This is a genomic window from Furfurilactobacillus milii, assembly GCF_021654115.1.
In the GTDB taxonomy this organism is placed as follows: Bacteria; Bacillota; Bacilli; order Lactobacillales; family Lactobacillaceae; genus Furfurilactobacillus; species Furfurilactobacillus milii.
The window spans coordinates 102,627-123,724 of record NZ_JAIWJF010000004.1 but is presented as its reverse complement, the minus strand read 5'-3'; the positions used below and the strand labels follow the sequence as shown (position 1 = coordinate 123,724).

Genomic DNA, 21,098 nt, shown 5'->3' with positions numbered 1-21,098 from the left:
TTTTCTATTAATGCTCAATTTCAGAACGGGTTTGTCCGCACTGGTCATCGTCGTGCTACCAAACCCTGAAATCTCCGCCTAACAAAATAAGAACCATCAGCCAAAGTGCGGCTAATCGTTCTTATTCCGTTAGTGCTCAATTTCAATACGGGTTTGTCCGCACTGGTTTAATCTTTTACTTGTTATGAACGAAGTCAACGACGTTACGACCAACAACCTTGTTGTCCATTAATTCTTGGATCATGTCGTTAATTTCTGATAATTTACGAGTCTTAACGATTGGGTGAACTAAACCTTCAGCACCGAACTGGAATGTTTCGGCTAAGTCTTGGCGAGTACCAACCAATGAACCAGCAACGACGATACCATCAAGAACCGTCTTAGCAATGTTCAATTGCATGTCACCTTGTGGTAAGGCAACGGCAACTAATTTACCATCGGGGCGGAGTGAGTCAACGGCTTGGTCAAAGGCTGCAGTAGTAACAGCAGTAACCAAAGCAGCGTGAACACCGCCAACCTTTTCTTGGATTTGCTTGTCAACATCACCATCGTGACGGTTGATTAGCAAGTCAGCACCGGCTTCTTTAGCAGCTTGCAATTTGTCAGGGTTACCATCAACGGCAACAACATGGGCACCAAATACGTGTTTAGCGTATTGGATAGCCAAGTTACCTAAACCACCGGCACCGACAACGGATACCCATTGGCCAGGCTTTACGTCAGCAACTTTGATTGCTTTGTACATTGTAACACCGGCACAAGTTAAGGAAGTTGCTTCAACAGGGTCCAAGCCATCCGGAACCTTAACAGCGTAGTTAGCGTCAACGATAACTTGTTCAGCCATCGCACCGTCAACAGTGAAACCAGAATTTTGAACCTGACGGCAAAGTGTTTCACGGCCAGTCAGACAATATTCACAGTGGCCACAGCCCTTGAAGAACCAAGCGATGGAGACACGGTCGCCAACTTTAACGGCATCAACGCCATCAGCAACCTTAGAAACGATCCCAACACCTTCATGACCGATAATCCGGCCAGGCTTTTCACCAAAGTCACCGGCAGCGACGTGAAGGTCGGTGTGACAAAGGCCACAGTATTCAACATCTACTAAAGCTTCACCAGGTTTTAAATCACGTAATGTAACATCTTTAACGTCAACAAATCCGTCGACTGGTTCTCTAACAACAGCAGCTTTCATGAAGCAATCTCCTTTATGTGTCCTTTTTTGTTTACGTTTACATCATAGCAGGCAAACGGTTGAATTTAAAGTGAATAAATGAGCATTTGTAATTTTTTTACATGTTTTTAATTTAAACGTAAACGAAACGAACTTTACAAAAAGGCGATATACGAATTTTAAGTAAGTAACTTTCATAAATATTCTTGTGAATAAATATCAATTAACCGTCTATAGGCGACCTAATCTCGGCGTCGTGATAGAATGAGATAAGTAGGACAAACGAACTCAAAGGAGTGGATTTTTCTGTCATCCCAACGTTCAGAAGTTAAATTTAGCTGGTTGTTTGTAGCATCCATGTTGAATAACAGCGGGGCGAGTTTCTTATGGCCACTGACGACGATTTATCTACATAATTATCTTCATGAATCACTTACTTTATCAGGACTGGTGTTATTGGGGATGTCCTTGATGATGATCGTCGGTGATTCGGTCGGCGGTTATTTATTCGATCACTGGAAACCATATCAGACGGGGGTACTGTCAGCAGCTTTGGCTACCCTAGCTGTAGTCGCCTTGATATTCTGGCATGGTTGGCCGGTATATGGCATTTTGTTGCTAGTTGTCGGGTTTGGCGACGGCGTCAACATGACCATTTTGAATTCACTGGCAACATGGGTGAAATCTACCTCGACACGGCATGTGTTTAACATGCTTTACGTGTCGATGAATATCGGGGTCGTGATTGGGACCTTGATTGTCGGCTATGCCATTAAATTTGGTATTACGACGGTTTTTATTATTGCGGCCGTTTGTTACGCAGCCCTGACGCTCGTCGTAGCCTTACACTTTAATGTTAAGCCGCAAACACAAACGAACAGGTCAACGGCACAATCTAAGAATGCTAAGACCAGTGTCACACGAAAGCGATCACGGCCAACTGTTTTGATCACGTTGATTTTAGTGTTATTGCTGGCGATTAACCTGGCGTACTCACAATGGGAAAGTGTGATTTCGGTTCACATGACCAATTTAGGCATTCCTGTGCTGAATTATAGCCTGTTGTGGACTTTGAACGGTGTCATTATCGTGTTGTTACAGCCAGTAATTACGCGCTGGAGTGAGCGTTTTAAGATTGAAAACGTCATTGTTGTTGGGATCACGTTGTTTGCAGCGTCGTTCTTTATGCTGATTTTTGCGCGCACCTATGCAATGTTTGTGATCACTATGATCGTGCTTACGTTTGGTGAAATGATTGGCCATCCGGCCTTGCCGGCTTGGATCGCAGTTAAAGCGCCTGCTAGTGAAGCCGGCCGCTATCAGGGCTTTGCCAACATGGCGATTGCGTTTGGCCGTGCATTGGGTCCACTATTTGGTGGCTTTATGCTAGATTATGCCACATTCCCCGTTTTATTCATGGCGGTTGGTGGCGTGCAGATGATTGCGTTGGTTGCCGTTTATTGGCGTGCGCACTCAGAACGTGTTAAACAACAGGCTAAAACATCGAAATAATTACCTCTTAAATGAAAAATATCCTGAACAGTGCGGCACTTGCGAACGTGCACATTGTTCAGGATATTTTTATTTGGCTGCTTGAATAGCTGTTTTAACGATTAAATCATAAATACGGGTGACGTCGCGGGTCGTTCCACGCAACTCGTAGTCAGCTAAAAATGGGAAGCCATATTTGTCGGCATAGCGACGGGCTGTTAAACAATACTGTTCGTTGAAATTGCGGTTACCGGAACCAATCACGCCTAAACATTGTTTGCGGTTATCATGATAGGCAATGTATTCACCAAGGACATTTGTCATTAGCTCTTTAACGCCATTGTCGATGCCATTGCCACCGTCTAGATAGGTTGGGACAAACGCAAAGTAGGGCTCTGTTTCATCGATAAAATCTGATTGTTCGGAGATTTCTTCAACCTTAAGTGTGGGTTTGTCAGCATTTTCTTCATGTTGTTTGTCAGCATATTCAGCAAGGTGACTGACGAAACTGCGGGTGTTTCCTTCAATAGATATGTAGCGAATGTTTAATGGCGTCATGCATATGAACTCCTCGTTTTTGATTTAAGTTGAGTGTACAGCAAGGATTTTTTTGAAACCAGTCTTGACGATTCGCAATCTAGCTTCCAGACGCATCATGGACAGGCGTAAAATGGTGTTAACGGAGGAATTGTTAATGACACATTATTTAATTGTTACAGATATTGATGGCACGTTAATTCCGAAGAGCCAAATTGTGTCACCCTTGACGAAAGCAGTGTTTGCCAAACTTCGAGCGGAGGGTCACGAAACATATATTGCTAGTGGACGATTGCTTGCGTTGGCACGGTCAATTGGCAATCAATTAAGTCCTGACATGAACATCATCTGTTCCAATGGGGCGGTGATTGCTCAAGGTGAGCAGATTCATCAAACGCTGCTTGGCACGGATGCGGCCATTGCTGCGTATGAAATTTGTGAGCGCTACGGACTAACACTCCGTTTGTTCAACTTGAAGGATACTTTTCACACGTCCACTGAACACGAGGCGATTGAGCATATGCGATTCTTACGACGCGGCGTTGACACTGGTACGATTTACTTGAAAGATAGCGTCGATGTAAAAATGATCGCAGATACGATTACAAATGGCTTGGCAGTGTCACACGACGGCGACAAGTTAGCGTTAGCGCGTCAAGCGTTTGACGAGACTGGTTTATTCTCATTGTCAGCATCAAATCCGTGGAACATCGAGTTAATTCCCAAGGGTGTCAGTAAGGCAACTGCGCTTAGGTCAGTACAACAACAGCTACATATCGATGCCGCGCATACTATTGTGTTCGGTAACGGACTCAATGATGCGCCAATGTTCAGCGAGGCACAGACCAGCGTTGCGATGGCTGATTCTCCACAGGCAGTGATTGATCAAGCGGCGACAACAACTGTTCCGGTCGACGAAGATGGCGTGCCAAAGTTTTTGATGAAGATGTTTGGTATCACAGCGTCAGACTTGGCGGAGGTTCAGGAGCAATGAAATCTGCAATCCTGCACCTCGCTACTAGCCTTTGATAGCAGGTCGGCAGACGGAAACCGCTGTTGAGGGGGATGCCGGTCAGTTGGCAGGGCTGAATTATCGTCCAAGAAACAAATAGTGTGAAACATGTGCTTGAACACAGAAAAATTGAAACTGGGGGAGTTTTCAATGTTGTTAGCATCGAATTTAGATGACGGTCGGTCAGTCTATTTGAACGGTAAAAAGCTGGCCCTGCCGTCTAAGGAACCTGTATTTATCAAAACATTGTCATATGTGAATGCTTACTATCGTTTACAACAAACACATCCAGAGACACATATGTATGCGGAAGATGGGCAACAATACGACATTGTCTTTAAAACACCGCATACGGTTCAGGATCTGACGGCCAAACGACGAGTATATCAAGACATTGCAGTCCAGTCGTATGGCATGTTGGGTCGGACACCTGATTTTATTGATTCCGGAATACCAGCTTTTGCTGCGCACACAAAGTTTTTGGGAAGTAATAAATATACCAACTTTTCGTCTAATGCTGATGCTTATTGTGCCAGGGTCAAACAATCTGATGTATTCGTATCTCATGCGTTGCAAAACCCACAGATAGATCGTTCAAAAGAACTACATGAAGTTGCAAAGGGTGCTACAGGAGTGAAAGCCAGTAAAGTAACTAGCGAAGGTATTTACGTTAATGGCGCCAAGATGGTAAATACTTTAGCACCGCTATCTAACGAACTGCTAATCTTTAACACACCAACACACCAACATTAGCACCGGGGGATGAGGATTATGCACTGGCTTTTTGGCTACCAATCAATTCTGATGGATTATCTATTGTTTGTAGAAAACCTTTTAATCGCCCAGAGCATAGTGAGTTTGACTATCCATTGAGTAATGCTTTTGACGAAATTGATGCTTACATCATATTTGAAGATGTCTTTATTCCTTGGTCGGACGTATTTGTTTTTCAGGATGTAAAAAAATCAAATCAATTCTTTATAGAAAGTGGTTTATTTCAGCATACGACATTGCAGGACCAGGCACGTGGTTCAGTTAAGCTTGAATTTGTAACGAGTCTGGCTATTGAACTAGCGCAGCGGCTTGGGGTAGATAAATATTTAAACGTACAGGAAATGTTGGGCAATCTAACGGCTAACTTGGAATTAGTTCGCGGCGCGTTGGTTAATTCAGAACTAACCGGTTCAATGGATGACGCGGGTGTATTTGGTCCCAACTTGCAACCGTTGCTTGCGATTCGTGCTCAGTTGCCGAAAATGTATGAATTAGCTTTAACAACAATTCAGAAACTTGGAGCAGGATCAATGATGGGTGTGCCGGACGGCCGTGATTTTGATGGAAAATTAGGACACGTGTTGGATGAAATGATGAGTAGCACATTAATGTCGGCCGAGTATCGTGCTAAGTTACTTAACCTGAGCTGGGATGTTAGCGGGGAAAGTTTTGGTCAACGGCAGTTAATGTATGAATATTATCATGGTGGTGATCCGGTTCGAATTCGCGCACAGCATTATCATAGCGAAGATTTACATATTGGCGATGCCATGTTGAAACGGATTTTGAAATAAATTGGATACTAAAAGACCAGTCAAACGTCATTTGCAGATGTTTGGCTGGTCTTTTACTTTAAAAAATTAGTCTTCATTCGTATCTTGTGCTTCGGAATCACTATTTGTTTCATCATTTTCAACGGGCTTGCGAATTACTTCAAACCAGTTAATATAAGCATTTTCGTAATCAAGAGCGGTAAATTGGAAGTCACCAATTTGATAACTGTCACCAGCCTTGATATCTGGATCTGCTTCAATGATGTAACCCGTTAGCGTAACCACTTCGGACTCTTCAAACTTCTTGATGTCCGTTTGAAAATAACGTTCAAAATCATATAACGTCATTTTCCCAGAGACATGGTAAGAACCATCATCTTGCTTGAAGATATATTCGTCAGAGACATCATCGATTTCGTCATGAACAGTGCCGAACAGTTCTTCGTAGATATCCTTATCCGTAACGATCCCAGAAGTACCACCATATTCATCAACAACCACAACGATTGGCGTTTGCTTGTTGATCATTTGTTTCAGCACATCTTGGATTGGCATGGTTTCGGGTACCGTGATAATGTTCCGCAACACTTTCGCAACACTGATGGAATCGTCAACCTGACTTTGACGGATCAAATCGTAGTTAAAGACGTAACCCAAGATTTTATCCTTATCACCATCAGCGACAACGGGGAGGCGACTGAATTGCTCAGTTAAGTAAACCTGCAGAGCGTCCTTAACAGTGTCAGTGACGTCGACGACTTCCAACTGCGTACGGTCGATCATGATGTCACGGGCAACCTTGTCGTTCATTTCAAACGCCCGCTGCATGAACACGTAATCTTCCTGATCAAGTTCACCACCGGAGACGGCGTTTCGTGACAAGTTCAGGATTTCAGCCTGACTGAAGGCTTCGTCACTTTCAGAAGCAGGCTTCATCCCCATCATTTTCACGATGCCGTTTGCCGAAGTGTTTAATAACCAAACGAATGGGTAGAAAGCCACGTGGAAGTAACGTAAAGGTGTAACAACCAACATCAAAACTTGGAATGGCCGGTCAATCGCGATGTTCTTTGGTACGATTTCGGTGATAACCACTTCAAAGTACGTCAGCAAGATAATCCCAACAACAGAACCGATAGCATGTGCCAAGGTTGTATTGAAATTGAGGTTAACGATGCCAAACAGGTCAACCAACATCGTTGTTACGGTTTCTTCACCGATCCAACCAAGGATAATCCCACACAGTGTGGTACCAACCTGTGTTGTTGATAAATATTCATTTAAGTTGTGGACCATTCTGGTGGCCACATCGATCTTCTTTGATGTCTTTTCGCGTTTATCCTGTTCTTCTTCCAGAACACTTGGCCGCGTTTGTACCAACGCAAATTCAGCCGCCACGAAAAAGGTAGCAAATACAAAAGTAATTAGCATAATGACTAAGTTGCTAATTATTTCACCACTATCCAACGGAATATTCCCCATTTCTTGTTTCAAAAGTCTGCCACAATTATAACGCGCCAGCTATAGAGAACAAAACACTTTACGCGCTTATTCGCAAATAAGTAACGATTATGTTGTCATTATTAGCATTAAACACTGTGCTAATACTTTTTATCTTCTATATTTAGCTATGCTGTCGCTTCCGGTTGTCAACATTGAAACGCCGTCGGGGGACTGGTTCGAGCCCCCCCTGAAAAGCGGAGGGCGTTCACCTCGCCGCAAAGCCTCGTGGAGAGCCGAGTCTCTGCGACCGTCCGTAACCTAAATTCGGATAACCCGCCGAATTAACGTTACTTTCACGACTTGGTTTCAATGTTGACGCCCTCACGCTTCTATCAGTAACGGGCAAACGACAATTGTAAACTTAAACTCTTTTATCTGAATGTTGGGAAGAAACCAGCTATTACATAGTGGAAGCAAATAGAGACAGAGTTTCGTGAAGGCGCCACTTAGCGGCAAGGGGTGGAGCCGCTTAGTGAGTGCGGGACGACTTCAGAGATGTGGGCTTCGGCTCTGAATCGAGGTCGAAGACCGTGCCTTTCGGGCTGAGACCGGTCCCATGAAACGGCGTCTCTATTTGCTGGAACGACAGATATTAGGATGGTCAGCAGAAAAGAGTGGATTCGCTTACCATTTAAAATCCACAGTGCTATGCTGGATTTATAAATAAAGAGGAGATGCTGATGATGGCAGACGAGAACGGACAATATAATGATGCCAACATTGAATATGACGATGCCGACGTTAAGAAAGCCTTAGATATTATTGCAGACAAGGGCTTTATTTCAGTAAAGGACTTTCCGAAATTAGACGATCGGGATTGGGCGCATGGCTTCTCGACTAAGATTATCGCAGCTTCAGAAGACCGTAACTCAGACCCATATATTTACTTTGAACAATTTGATTACGATGATTCATCCATTCATTCCGCAATTTGGGATATGGATCAAATCAAGACGCGTGAAGACGCATTACTTGTTTTGGGTAAAGAATTGGGTGTAAATGAGTTGAAGCCAAACGGTGGTTTGGTTGAAGATGAAACGTACTAAAAATTAAAATATGTTACTGAAGGTCTTCTGACATCGCTGCTAGAAGGCCTTTTGTGATGCCTAAAAAATAATGTGCAAAAATTAGAACAAACCACTTGAAAGTTTGACCAATACTGACTATTATATTCTGTGTAGATGGGAGTAACCATTTAAGACTATTGAAAAGGAAGGCTTTTGATATGCGTTACGATTTAAGAAATGATGATTTTAACGACCCTCAGGACGACTTTTTCTCTGGTTTCCCACGCAACATGTTTGACATGACACGTCACGGTGGCTCAATGCGCGCCGATGTGGTTGAACATGACAAGGATTTCGAAGTAAGTGCCGAGTTGCCTGGCTTTAAAAAAGATGGCATTAAGTTGCAGTACAACAATGATACGTTGACCATTCAAGCTGAACATGAAAATGACCGTGAGGACAAAGATGATGATGGACGTGTTCTTCGCCATGAACGTAGTTACAGTAACGTAAATCGTTCATTCTATTTGCCAAACGTTGATCGTGATAACATTGAAGCGCATTATGATGGCGGTGTATTGACCATCAAGTTACCTAAGACGGATGCCAGTGAAGAACGTAATCACGATATTGAAATAAACTAGTTTAAACAAACTTTCTAGGTAATGATTTATCAGATGGTTTTACCAGCATATTTCCTGCTGATAAAACCATCTTTTTTCGTTTCAAACGGATTTTTTTGCGTATGTTTAACTAAGGCTAATCAAAGACCTGCGTCAAAACCTGCGCTATAATTGCTCATAAGAGTAACCGTGAGTTTGGGGTTGTTAGGAGGAACATCATGACACAGCGTAGTGCACAAGAAATGATGACATTAATTCAGTCCGTTGCCGAGAAGGACGATAATATTCGGGCGATTGGCATGGAGGGTTCACGTAACAATCCGGCGGCCCACCAGGATCAGTTTGCAGACTTTGATATTACTTATTTTGTAAAAGACCCGACACCGTTTCGGCAAAATGATGACTGGCTAAATGTGTTTGGAGAGCGATTGATGATGCAAAAGCCAACGGGTGCACTGTTTAGTGGCACAATGCAGCCATGGTATCCCTATTTAATGCAGTTTACGGATGGAAATCGGCTGGATCTTAAGATCGCCTGTGTGGGTGATATGGAGGCCTATTTAGCGGCGGAACACTTAAACACGGTGATTTTTGACAAGGATCATCCGGTTCAGGCGCAACCTGAGACTTCTGACTGGGATTTTCACATTACTCAGCCGACGGAAGAGGACTATCAAAATTGTGTAAATGAGTTTTTCTGGGTCAGCTTGTACGTCATGAAGGGACTCAAACGTGGTGAACTATTGTATGCCAACCAATATATGGAAACGCCAGTCCGTGCAGAACTCTTAAAAATGTTGGAGTGGTCAGTGGGCGTTAACACTAACTTTCAGATCAGTGTTGGTAAGAATGACAGTCGACTAAAGGATAAATTACCGACAGAGGACTACGATAAGCTGATTGAAACGTATCGTTTGGATAGTGCGGCGGCAACGTGGCAATCGTTGCAAACTGCCAGTCAACTGTTTATCGAAACGGCGCGAATTGTTGCAGATCAACTTGGCTTCGATTTTCCTGATTATCCCGCTCACGTTATAGCTTACGAAGAGAAAGTTATGGGCGAATCATCTGCTGTTCAGCCGCAAAAGTAGGTGTAGTTCATGAGAGAATTGCGTCAACATTCAGAAGTAAGTAACATCGAGCTGTTTTACGATTTGATTTTTGCCTATGCGATTAGTCGCATCACGACAGTTCTACATTTAGTTCACCATGACACCATTCCTGCATTGTATTTGGTCGAATTTGCTGTCATGGTGTTTATGTTTTGGACGGTATGGACATATCAAACGGTGTTGGTTAACCGTTTTTTTCAAGAGAACATTCAACACGGCGTCTTCATGTTGTTTGACATGTTTATCGTGATTGTGTTGTCACAGTCACTGACACCGAATTTTGCGTCCACACAGATTGCCTTTCCCGGGGCAACCTCGCTGCTACTGTTTAGCATTGCCGTTCAGTACTTATTACGCAGTCGTCATTTAACGGATCCACGACAACTGAAAGTGGCTTATGGGCTGGCGCGTATTTTGATTATAACCAGTGTCATCGGCGCCATTACGATCATTCCGTGGGCGCCCTACAGTGTTCGTGAGGTTGTTTATATTCTGTCGATGATTTATGCCAACATTGCGCCAATTTTTATGAAAGACAGATTGACCGCCTTTCCAGCGATGTTTGAACATCTGACGGAACGGTATTCGTTGTTTACGCTACTACTGTTTGGTGAAGCGATTATCGCGGTTACGGAAGTTGTGGATGTTCATCATTTTGACTGGCTGTCGATTCCGTTTTTTCTCATTATTGTGGCACTCTTTTGGGTCTACTTTACGATTTACCAACAAGGTATTGACCGGCACAAACGGACGGCGGGCATCGCACTCATTAACATCCATTACTTTGTATTTGTCGGTTTAGACTTAGTCGCTGCGATTGTGACGTTATACTTAAAGCATGAGCTAATCGGCTGGCAATTTGCACTACTAATGACGATTGGACTGTGGTTTTTCTTAGGTGGTTCTGCGATGATGTTATCCACTTATGGTTCTCGTCGTGCAAACGAACATTGGCGTTTGTTATTTGGCAACGCGACATGCTCGGCTATGGTTGCCGGTGCGGTTATTTGGTTTTGTCGTGATTGGCAAGAGATCGTCATGGTTCTCATCGCTTTGTTCTTACTGGGCATTGCGTGGTGGTGGAATCGGGAAGTGTCACGGTTAAGTACCAACAATGCGGATTGAATAATAGAAAAAAGTTTGATCAAATTTGGTAAACAAGGAGGCCACAATGAGCGATCACGAAAATAAACCAATTTTAATTGGCGATGTGGGTGTGCCAAAATCAAAACGTTCCAAACCACATACGAGTTCAACTAACGGCGCTGACATTGCGGCCGATCTCTTGGCTAAACACAAGAAAGCGCCGACTGAGCATAGTTCGCGAACCAGTCAGACTAAAAACGAAGTAACGATGATTGAAGCGCAGAAACGCACCGGTCGTTACAACGTTTATTTAGATGGTAAATATGCTTTTCCAATCAGTGAGTCAGTCATGATCAAATACCGAATTTTTAAGGGAATGGTCATCGATAAAGACTTACAAACGGAAATTATTGCGGCAGACGATGTCGCTAAAGCTTATAATCGAGCGCTAGACTACTTATCCGGTCAGCTGCGCTCTGAAAAAGAAGTTACGGACAAGCTTAAAACACTGGAGATTGATGATGACGTCATTGAATCCACATTGGAGCGATTACGAGAGTTTAATCTTCTGGATGATCAAGCTTACGCAAGTGCTTATGTCCGCACAATGCGCAATACATCAGACAAGGGGCCAATCGTTATTCGCCAACATTTGCGTCAAAAAGGGATCGGTGAGAACCTAATTGATAACGCATTGGTTGAATTTAAGGACGACGAATTGGTCGAAAACGGCGTGGCGGTGGCTGAAAAGCTAGCAAAGCATTACGCTCGAAAGCCGTTTTCGACGCAGAAGCAAAAGGTTATTCAAGGACTGATGACTAAAGGTTTTCAACGCGAAACCATTGATCAAGTCATGAATCAAATTGAACTCACACGTGACGAAGATACAGAAACGGACTTATTGACTCATGAAGCTCAGAAAGTTTGGCGGCGCAATCGTCGCTATGATGATCGGGAACGATTGAATCGGACTAAACGAACTTTATATGGTAAGGGCTATCAGTTTGACGATATTAATCGGGTGTTGGATACGCTGGTTGAAGGCAACGATTAATCGAGAAGATAACTAATTGGTATAGCTAAAAAGATATAAGCAAAACGTTGCTATTACGCAAGACGTTTTGCTTTTATTTTGGATTGGTTAAGAATATATTATAGAAAAATAATGTATTACTAAGTTGATTATCAGAACGGAGGAATCATCATGCTGACCAATTCTGAATTGAAGAAAAATGCACGTCAGACATTGCGTGGTCACTGGCAACGTGCAATTAAACTGACGATTGTGCCAGTGATCTTGACATTATTATCTGCCGCCTACAAATACAGTAATGTCAGTTGGCTCCATACTAATTTAGCGGCCAGAGAATGGTATACACTATTTAATGTTACTGAGTTGGTTATGGCTTTTGGGATTATTTATACATTATTAGACTGGGTACGAAATACCGATATTATTAATCAATCATTGCCTGGACGTATTTTTGGTCTATCAGTTAACACGGTATTAGCTTTAACGGTGCAGCTTGCTTTTATGAGCTTTATTGTCTCAATTGGTATGTTAATTATCATTCCTGGTATTATTTTCATACTTATGTTTTCTCAATCAGTGTATATTTATAAGGATCAACACGAAACTGACCCAAAGATGGGCGCTTGGGAAGGCGTTATCAATAGTGTTTCATTAAGCGAATCAATGATGGTTGGTCACAAGTGGGAATTTTTTAAACTAAATCTGAGTTTTCTCGGCTGGCTCTTATTAAGCATCGCAACATTAGGAATTGGATTCATCTGGCTGGCACCATATTACCAGTTAACAATGGCCGGATACTATGATGCCTTGGCTGCCGAAAATCGCGCGTTGATTGCACAACATGCCTAAATTCATAAAAATAATAATAGCGACAAACAATTTGTGTTTAAGCAACTTTTCAAGTACCTTTATTTCATGGACTTTGTTGGCGTCATGCCAACAGCGTCATTTGAAAGGGGTACTTTTTTAATGAAAACAAGAGCTGAGTTAAAGCAAGATGCAAAGGATTTGTTGCGTGGACACTGGGGACGCGCCATTCTGCTGGTAATTATTCCACTGCTTTTGTCATGGGTTAGTGGCTCGTATCAGACACATCAGGCCAATTTTTATGCTGATATGACAAACATGAATGTTCATATGTCATTTTGGCCATTTATTTTGAGTATGCTGGCGTGGGGCATTAATCTTGGTGTCACCTATACGTTCCTAGACTGGATTCGTAATCCCAAACGGACGGTAAATCCCGGAACTGATGCCTTTCGGGTTATCGGTTCAGCGGCTATCTTTGGATTGCTTGCGATGGGGATAATTTCAAGTTTTATAATTGGAATCGGATTTGTGTTAGTAATCATTCCAGGAGTTATTTTTGCTTTGATGTTTTCACAGTCAGTTTATGTTTACAAAGATTTGCACGATAGTGATCCGCAAGCGTCCATCTGGTCGGGGGTCTGGACGAGTTTGTCACTCAGCCGTCAGTTGATGATTGGACACAAATGGGAATACTTTGTGATGCAACTAAGCTTTATTGGTTGGTGGCTGCTGTGCATGATTTCACTCGGAATTGCAACACTGTGGGTAACACCGTATTATGACGCGACGATGGCTGCTTATTATGATGAACTTGAAGCAACTAGCAATATCAACATTGCCTTTCGAGATGTTAATGAACCATAACATAGTCAAATAACAGCTTCATCTAGTTTACAAAACTAGATGAAGCTGTTATTCTATCCTTAGAGCATAACTAGTCAAAGTGTCTAAGGAGGACAATGAGCATGGCTGATTCTTTTAATGACTATCACAAGTGGGAACAACACCTCGCGGAGGTTAAACTACCTAAGTGGGATGAGCTACCAAAGTTTGATCTTTATATGGATCAAGTTGTTGCTTATGTTAATGACACCCTGGGCCCACTGGATGTTGATTCGGTGACGCCGGCAATGATCAATAATTACGTTAAACACAACATTATTTTGGCACCAGTAAAGAAGAAGTATCAGGTGATGCAGGTGGCAGATATCTTGTTGATAGGTTTGCTGAAGCCAACGTATTCAATGGATACAATTCGCCAGGGGATGGATCAAGTTACTGCAAGCTTATTCCCAAAGCGGGCATATGATACGTTTATTGACCTTATGCTGGCCGGGCTGCAGGGCACGCTGAGCACGGACGCGGCGACCAACTTGAATGATCAAATGATGAAGATCGCAGTTAATGCAGTGTTAGATAAGATGAAATCAGAGAAGTTACTGGCACTCACGAAAGAGATCGTGAAGCCAAAGCCAGTTGAACAAAAGTAAATTCGGGTTCATGATCCAGTTCATTCATATGGGTCATGAACTTTTTTTGCGCAATGTGTCCCGTCATTTCTATTTATTAGGTAGAATAAAATACAAAGATAACTAGACGGGGAGAAAACATGCGAAATCGCCAGAATGTAATATACGCTGTAGTAGCAGCGGTAGTTGTCGCAATTGTCTTTGGAGCGTTTACGTTGAGTCGTCAGGCTAGCGGGCCGGTCAGCCAAGGTCAACAACAGACGACTCAATCCAGTCATGAACAAACATCTGAGCAGGGAAGTACTCAAGCTACGGATGCTGCAGCCTTAGCGAAGCTAACTTATGCATCGGGTAAACCAGCGGTGATCACGGTCAATCATAATCGCAGCACGCTAAACAAGAATGATTGGCAGCGTAATCATGTGATTTACAGTGCATTGGATAATGAAAACCGGACATCAACGGCTAACACTGCCTATTTAGAGTCCCGCAACGTGGCCAATGATTCGCTGAGGGTTCGACAATATGTCCAACCCACAGGCTGGCACCAAAAGATGGTCAACGGGCAAGCCATTATTAATCGCGGTCATTTGATTGCCTATTCACTATCAGGCGGAATTGACCAGGATGGCGAGTACAGTCCAAACAATGAATCGGGCGATCAGAATAATCCAAAGAACCTGTTCACCCAAACGGCTTTTAGCAATCAAACGCTACAAACGATTTACGAAAGCAAGGTGCGCAATGCACTGCGTGATAATAAGAAGGTCATTTATCAGGCACAGGCCATTTTTCAAGGGGATAACGAGATGGCTAATGGTGTCCATTTACAGGCGATTTCAACGGATGGCAGTTTGAATTTTAATGTGTATATCTTCAATGTGCAGCCTGATTTTCAGTTTGATTACGCGACCGGTCGTTCTAAGGTAGATCGAGGAATGGATGTTCCGACACCGGATGAATCACCAGAATATTAGTTTTTAAATGTGGACCTTGTTTTACTGGTCCTTTCAGAAACACGCTTATTCGTTATGACATAAATAATCGCCGTGAAGATCATCAAGATTTTTACGACGATTATTTGTAGCTTACGGTTGTTGCGTCATCATTTACGTAAGTTAGCGCAGTATTGCACATATATTTGATAACTAGTTTAAATATTCACAATACCTTTTCAAATTTAAAAAAGCGCTGTTAGAAAAAATGTTACGGCACTAAATCCCTTGATAATAAAGATGAAAACGCTTACTATAATTTTCTTTGTTAATTTGTGAGCAAAAAGGCTTGCAAAGTTTTTACATGGTGATATGATACTAATTGTGAAAGAGATAACAATAACCTGTAAATTGATGGAGGAAATCAAACAATGGTTGTTAAAACTGATAAGAAGGCTGAAAAAGACACAACTGATATCGCAGAAACGATTCAGAAGTTAGTCGACAAAGGCCATGAAGCATTAGCCAAAATGGACGACTTTGACCAAAAGCGCATTGACCACATCGTGCACGAAATGGCCATGGCTGCCTTAGACCAACACATGGAACTAGCTAAGCTAGCTGTTGAAGAAACAGGCCGTGGTGTTGTTGAAGATAAAGCAATTAAAAACATTTTTGCCTCAGAAAACATTTGGCACAAGATCAAGGATGACAAGACTGTTGGTATCATCCGTGAAGATGATGTTGAAGAAATCACTGAAGTTGCTGAACCACTTGGTGTTATTGCTGGTATCACACCAGTTACTAACCCAACTTCAACGGTTGTCTTCAAAGCAGAAATTGCCGTTAAGACACGGAACCCAATCATCTTTGCTTTCCACCCACAAGCACAAAAATCTTGTGTGGCAGCTGGTAAGGTTGTTCGCGACGCTGCGATTGCAGCCGGTGCTCCTGAAGGCATGATCCAATGGATCGAAACACCTTCTATTGAAGCAACGAACCTGTTGATCAATAACGATGGTATTGCCTCAACGTTAGCTACTGGTGGTCCTGGCATGGTTAAGGCCGCTTATTCAACTGGTAAGCCTGCCTTAGGTGTTGGACCTGGTAACGGTCCTGTCTACGTTGAAAAGTCTGCTAACATCAAGCGTGCCGTTAACGACATTACTTTATCTAAGACGTTTGATAATGGGATGGTTTGTGCTTCTGAAAACTCAGCTGTTATCGATGCCGACATTTACGATGACGTAATGGCTGAATTCAAACGTTTGGGCTCAGTTGTGATCAAGAAGGCTGACCAGAAGAAGTTGGCCGATGCAATGTTTAACCCAGTTACGCACGGTGTCAAAGGACCTATCGCTGGTAAGTCAGCATTCGAAATTGCTAAATTAGCTGGCATCAAAGTCCCAGAAGACACTAAAGTTCTGTTAGCTGAAATCGATGGCGTTGGTCCTGATTACCCATTGTCAGCTGAAAAATTATCACCAGTTCTGTCCGTTTACAAGGCAGCAACACGTGAAGCAGCTTTGAAGACTTGTGAAGAATTACTAGACTTTGGTGGCCTTGGTCATACAGCTGGTCTCCAAAGTGAAGATCAAGATTTGATGAACGAATTCGGTATTCGCATGAAGGCTAGCCGTGTCTTGATTAACACACCTTCCGCCGTTGGTGGGATTGGTAACATCTACAACAACATGATTCCTTCCTTAACATTAGGAACTGGTTCATGGGGTAAGAACGCCGTTTCGCACAACGTTTCATCATTTGATTTAATCAACGTTAAAACGATTGCCAAACGGAGAAATAACATGCAATGGATTAAGATTCCAAGTAAAGTTTACTTTGAAAAGAACTCTGTTCGTTACTTAACTGATATGGAAGGTGTCGAAAAAGTCTTCGTCGTTGCTTCACCTTCAATGGTTAAGAACGGTTACGTCGACATCGTCCGCGATCGTCTTCGCAAACGTCCAAACGCTACCAGCATTCAAATCGAAGTCTTTGACCAGGTTGAACCAGACCCATCAACAGACACGGTTGACCGCGGTGTTCGTTTGATGAACGAATTCAAGCCTGACACGATTATCGCCATCGGTGGTGGTTCGCCACTTGATGCCGCTAAGAACATGTGGATGTTCTACGAGCACCCAGATGCAGACTTCTTCGGTGCTAAGCAGAAGTACTTGGATATCCGTAAGCGGACATACACGTTTGAAAAGCCTAACAAGGCTAAGTTCGTTGCTATCCCAACAACTTCAGGTACTGGTTCAGAAGTAACACCATTCGCTGTTATCACTGACTCCAAGACTCACGTTAAGTACCCATTGGCTGACTATGCTTTGACACCAGATGTTGCCATCGTGGACCCTCAGTTCATCATGACAGTTCCAAAGCGGACAATCGCTTACTCTGGCTTGGATGTCTTCTGTCACGCCATTGAATCATACGTTTCAAGCTTGGCCTCAGACTACACGAAGCCATGGTCATTACAAGCCTTGAAGTTGGTTTACAACAACTTGACTGCTTCATACAATGGTGACGCCCACGCCAAGGAAGAAATGCACAACGCTTCAACCTTAGCTGGTATGGCTTTTGCTAACGCATTCTTGGGTGTTAACCACTCTGTTGCCCACAAACTTGGTGGGGAATTTGGCTTAGCCCATGGTCTATGTATCGCCATCACTTTGCCACACACGATTCGTTACAACGCCCAGATGCCTACTAAGTTGGCTATGTGGCCTAAGTACGAATACTACCGTGCTGACGAAGACTACGCTGAAGCTGCTCGTTACCTTGGCTTGAAGGGTGACACGACTGAAGAATTAGTTGAAGCATTGGTTCAAGCATTTATCGACTTGGCACACAGTGTCGGTGTTGAATTAAGCTTGAAGGCTAACGGCGTGGACAAGAAGCATTTCGATGCAACTGTCGACAAATTAGCAGAATTGGCTTACGAAGATCAATGTACAACTGCCAACCCTAAGGAACCTCTGATTTCTGAATTGAAGGAAATCTTGGAAGAGGATTACGACGGTAAGGGTGTTGAAACTAAGACTCGCGGTGCCTACTAAGATTAAGTATTCTTGGAAATAAATGAAGTTTGAAAAAGTCGTTACTGATGAAAAATTGGTAGCGACTTTTTGCTGTACTCATTTTGTTAATGCAGGGGTCAATTAATGGTTAAGCTGACGCTTGCGGTTGTCAAACATGAACGCCGCCGTGGGACCGGTTCAAGCCGGAAGTTCACCGTCTTTCACCTCGCCGTAAAGCCGAAGTTCACGTCTTCACGACCGTCCTGCGGTGTAAATCAGGCATAAAAGCCGCCTGATTAACACCGCGTTCACGACTTGCATTCATGTTTGACGCCCTTCAGCTCAGATAGTGCTATGCAGTTTGACTGAATCACCGAAGTTAAGCAGACAGAGTTCCGTTAGTTTGTTGGCAATGATCGATATTTCACCATCGTTAAAGCTCGATTTAGTACTTTTATCATCTAAAAAAATTCAGTGCAAACGTTGTTAAAAGCCATTTCGTGTGTAAACGCTGCATTCGTTGTAGAATAATTAAAAAGATTATAAATGATGATATAAGGCAGATGTTATTTATGAAAGCAAAAATTAGTCGTTATGTTATTGGCATTATTACCATTTGGGTGATGCTATTTTTGTATCAAACGTCACAGCTTCCTGCTCACATGCCTGAATTAATAGGTGTATCGGAATCTAGAGATTACCAATGGCTGTTTATTGTTTTGGTGACAATTACTTCAATTCTATTTATTTGGCTGGAATTGTATACGTTCGACGATGCCCGACGCTATTATGGTAATGCGTATATTGAGCATCAGCCTACTCGTAAGCATAAATGGTTGATGTTTGGAATAATGGTCCTGATCTTGATCGTATTCATTATCGTACAACATTTTATAAAGACGCCTGATTCAGAAAACCAGAAAATGGTTGTTAAGGCTATTACGGAATTTCCAATTCTCAATATATACGGTGTAGTCGTTTTAGCACCAATAATTGAGGAGTTGCTTTTTCGACGATTATTTTTTGTGTTCTTTTTCAAAGGAATGGACAACCCATGGGTAAGAGGTTTAGGCATTATTACCAACGGCTTATTTTTTGCCAGTGTTCACACGTCACTGTTTTCACCAGGAATGTGGGTCTACACCGTAATGGGGATGCTTTTTGCCACGACATATGTGACAACTAAGAATGTTAAATTTAGCATCGCACTGCACATGCTAAATAATTTAGTTGCTCTCTTTTATTAGTTATCGTCTTTTAAATGAATTTTTTAATATTGAAATTGATTGAACACAGCCTGAGGAGGGCGGTAACGTGGTGGAAGTAATTGGTTTAAAAGATATAGGTCAAGTTCGAGTCGAAGATAATATTGGTCGGCTCATTGTAAAAGCAGTTCATGAAAACCAAATTATTGTTAAACAGCATGACGTCTTCTGCGTTGCTTCAAAAATTGTATCGATTACTGAAAATCGAGAGGTCATGTTAAAAAATGTCGCGCCCTTGATTGACGCACAGAAGATTCATCAACGGATTCCACGTAAAGATGCTCGCTTAATCCAACTTATGATAAACGAAACGGGTGACACAACCGCTGAACGATTAACTGTGACAAATAATTTTATTGGTGGTCAAATGCCCAACGGATTGTTTTTAACCAGTGCAGGTGTAGATAAAATTGATGATGAAAAGGCCATCTTGCTACCGGAATTTCCTGATACTTCCGCGCGAAAAATCGCGTTGACACTCACAACGGCGTTTGGTGTGCCTGTTTCTGTTGTCATTACAGATAGCGATGGACGACCTGACAAAAAGGGGGCAACACAAGTAGCAATTGGTGTGTACGGATTAACGCCAATGCGGTCTACAGAAACATTGTGTGATATGGTCGCTGCTGCGGCTGGGTTGGAGATGGGTCAGCGTGATGCAGGCGTTCCAGTCGCAATAGTAAGTGGACTAAAATATCAGTTTGATACCAATGCGAAGATTACTGACGCACTCAATTGACCGCGTTTTCTGAGTTTGGCAGAATTGCGCGCAAACTGTGCAAATTTGACATTGTTTCCGTTTGAGGCGATAATTATGCATTAAAGTTATTGTTCTGTTCTTAAGCAGCAACCCCCTGAGGAGGTTTTTATGCGGCCCCGCAATTATATTTATATTTTAATCGTTGCTTTGGCGGCAATCGGTGTCGGCGCTCTGACCGTTAAACCGGTGGCAGAGTCGAAGCCAGCCACTAGCCAAACGCAGTCAAGCTCAACAAAGGCAACATCGAAGAAGGATTCATCAAAATCGGCTTCACAGAGTTCAACTAAAAAAACGACGCCTAAAAAGGCACCTGCCAAAAAAATCAGTACAGAAACAGTCAGCAACTACACGCTGACAAAAACGGCGACTGACTTGCCATCAGGATTAGCGAGTGGACAGGCACCGTCAGGATGGTCAGCACCGATCACCTTAAGATTGTCTAGTGCAGCATTGTCTGGTACATCAGAACAAAATATGGTTCGTTTTGATGGCCTGCGTGCAGGAAGTCATTATCGTATTTGGGTCGCTCCCGTCACATCCTCAGGAACTACTAAGGCTTATAAAATTGATTATGAGCCAACGACATCATCGTCGTACGTTCCGACACGTTTGTTGAGAACCGCACTGACGGAGGCGCAGAAATCCGGCGATAGTGTAAGTCAGTTAGCGTTATACAACATAAGAGAAAACGGCTAATTTGAT

Annotated in this window: 20 protein-coding genes; 17 read left to right on the top strand and 3 right to left on the bottom strand. The window is 42.8% G+C overall.

The genetic code is table 11. From position 1 onward, the window contains the following. Window positions 1-175: 175 nt before the first annotated feature. Entirely contained in the window at window positions 176-1,198 is a 1,023-nt protein-coding gene (gene adhP / locus LDK34_RS06485) for an alcohol dehydrogenase AdhP (RefSeq protein ID WP_178943211.1), read from the bottom strand. A 321-nt stretch (window positions 1,199-1,519) separates the two neighbouring features. Between adhP and LDK34_RS06480 the strand changes: the two genes are divergently transcribed. Beyond that, complete coding sequence (locus tag LDK34_RS06480) at window positions 1,520-2,689, top strand: MDR family MFS transporter (protein ID WP_263863206.1); 1,170 nt, start codon at window positions 1,520-1,522, stop codon at window positions 2,687-2,689. Between the two features lie 69 nt (window positions 2,690-2,758). Here the strand turns inward: LDK34_RS06480 and nrdI are convergent, their stop codons facing one another. Continuing rightward, window positions 2,759-3,226: a class Ib ribonucleoside-diphosphate reductase assembly flavoprotein NrdI gene (gene nrdI, locus LDK34_RS06475; RefSeq protein ID WP_178943209.1), complete on the bottom strand. Its 468-nt coding sequence runs from the start codon at window positions 3,224-3,226 to the stop codon at window positions 2,759-2,761. 136 nt (window positions 3,227-3,362) lie between these two features. Between nrdI and LDK34_RS06470 the strand changes: the two genes are divergently transcribed. The 3 genes from LDK34_RS06470 to LDK34_RS06460 all read left to right on the top strand — a co-directional run bounded on the left by LDK34_RS06470 (window position 3,363) and on the right by LDK34_RS06460 (window position 5,785). Then, a complete protein-coding gene (locus LDK34_RS06470) occupies window positions 3,363-4,199 on the top strand; it encodes an HAD family hydrolase (protein ID WP_236941585.1) in 837 nt (278 codons plus the stop codon). Between the two features lie 168 nt (window positions 4,200-4,367). Beyond that, window positions 4,368-4,970: a 4-hydroxyphenylacetate 3-hydroxylase N-terminal domain-containing protein gene (locus tag LDK34_RS06465; RefSeq protein WP_263863205.1), complete on the top strand. Its 603-nt coding sequence runs from the start codon at window positions 4,368-4,370 to the stop codon at window positions 4,968-4,970. A gap of 23 nt (window positions 4,971-4,993) precedes the next feature. Beyond that, window positions 4,994-5,785: a 4-hydroxyphenylacetate 3-hydroxylase C-terminal domain-containing protein gene (locus tag LDK34_RS06460; RefSeq protein ID WP_284144509.1), complete on the top strand. Its 792-nt coding sequence runs from the start codon at window positions 4,994-4,996 to the stop codon at window positions 5,783-5,785. A 66-nt stretch (window positions 5,786-5,851) separates the two neighbouring features. Here LDK34_RS06460 and LDK34_RS06455 read toward each other — a convergent pair whose 3' ends face one another. Beyond that, window positions 5,852-7,231: a hemolysin family protein gene (locus LDK34_RS06455; RefSeq protein ID WP_178914968.1), complete on the bottom strand. Its 1,380-nt coding sequence runs from the start codon at window positions 7,229-7,231 to the stop codon at window positions 5,852-5,854. 716 nt (window positions 7,232-7,947) lie between these two features. Between LDK34_RS06455 and LDK34_RS06450 the strand changes: the two genes are divergently transcribed. From LDK34_RS06450 to LDK34_RS06390, 13 genes are all read left to right on the top strand, one after another. Beyond that, a complete protein-coding gene (locus LDK34_RS06450; RefSeq protein ID WP_017261587.1) occupies window positions 7,948-8,313 on the top strand; it encodes a hypothetical protein in 366 nt (121 codons plus the stop codon). Window positions 8,314-8,492: 179 nt separating this feature from the next. Next, complete coding sequence (locus LDK34_RS06445) at window positions 8,493-8,918, top strand: Hsp20/alpha crystallin family protein (protein ID WP_236941584.1); 426 nt, start codon at window positions 8,493-8,495, stop codon at window positions 8,916-8,918. A gap of 197 nt (window positions 8,919-9,115) precedes the next feature. After that, window positions 9,116-9,988: an aminoglycoside 6-adenylyltransferase gene (locus tag LDK34_RS06440; protein ID WP_178943206.1), complete on the top strand. Its 873-nt coding sequence runs from the start codon at window positions 9,116-9,118 to the stop codon at window positions 9,986-9,988. A 9-nt stretch (window positions 9,989-9,997) separates the two neighbouring features. Further along, window positions 9,998-11,134: a low temperature requirement protein A gene (locus tag LDK34_RS06435; protein ID WP_178943205.1), complete on the top strand. Its 1,137-nt coding sequence runs from the start codon at window positions 9,998-10,000 to the stop codon at window positions 11,132-11,134. Between the two features lie 229 nt (window positions 11,135-11,363). Next, the gene (recX, locus tag LDK34_RS06430; protein WP_178943501.1) at window positions 11,364-12,149 is read left to right on the top strand and encodes a recombination regulator RecX; all 786 of its coding nucleotides are present in this window, start codon (window positions 11,364-11,366) and stop codon (window positions 12,147-12,149) included. A 150-nt stretch (window positions 12,150-12,299) separates the two neighbouring features. After that, window positions 12,300-12,977: a DUF975 family protein gene (locus LDK34_RS06425; protein ID WP_236941583.1), complete on the top strand. Its 678-nt coding sequence runs from the start codon at window positions 12,300-12,302 to the stop codon at window positions 12,975-12,977. 120 nt (window positions 12,978-13,097) lie between these two features. After that, a complete protein-coding gene (locus LDK34_RS06420) occupies window positions 13,098-13,802 on the top strand; it encodes a DUF975 family protein (protein ID WP_178943203.1) in 705 nt (234 codons plus the stop codon). A 101-nt stretch (window positions 13,803-13,903) separates the two neighbouring features. Continuing rightward, window positions 13,904-14,428 (top strand): DUF1836 domain-containing protein, encoded by a 525-nt coding sequence (locus LDK34_RS06415; protein WP_017261580.1) that lies wholly within the window; start codon window positions 13,904-13,906, stop codon window positions 14,426-14,428. A 119-nt stretch (window positions 14,429-14,547) separates the two neighbouring features. Beyond that, complete coding sequence (locus tag LDK34_RS06410; protein WP_178943201.1) at window positions 14,548-15,384, top strand: DNA/RNA non-specific endonuclease; 837 nt, start codon at window positions 14,548-14,550, stop codon at window positions 15,382-15,384. A 389-nt stretch (window positions 15,385-15,773) separates the two neighbouring features. Beyond that, a complete protein-coding gene (adhE, locus tag LDK34_RS06405; RefSeq protein WP_161002145.1) occupies window positions 15,774-18,410 on the top strand; it encodes a bifunctional acetaldehyde-CoA/alcohol dehydrogenase in 2,637 nt (878 codons plus the stop codon). A 533-nt stretch (window positions 18,411-18,943) separates the two neighbouring features. Continuing rightward, the gene (locus tag LDK34_RS06400) at window positions 18,944-19,618 is read left to right on the top strand and encodes a CPBP family intramembrane glutamic endopeptidase (RefSeq protein ID WP_178943200.1); all 675 of its coding nucleotides are present in this window, start codon (window positions 18,944-18,946) and stop codon (window positions 19,616-19,618) included. Between the two features lie 67 nt (window positions 19,619-19,685). Then, a complete protein-coding gene (locus LDK34_RS06395) occupies window positions 19,686-20,375 on the top strand; it encodes a coenzyme F420-0:L-glutamate ligase (protein ID WP_178943199.1) in 690 nt (229 codons plus the stop codon). 129 nt (window positions 20,376-20,504) lie between these two features. Continuing rightward, window positions 20,505-21,092: a hypothetical protein gene (locus tag LDK34_RS06390; protein ID WP_178943198.1), complete on the top strand. Its 588-nt coding sequence runs from the start codon at window positions 20,505-20,507 to the stop codon at window positions 21,090-21,092. Window positions 21,093-21,098 lie beyond the last annotated feature (6 nt).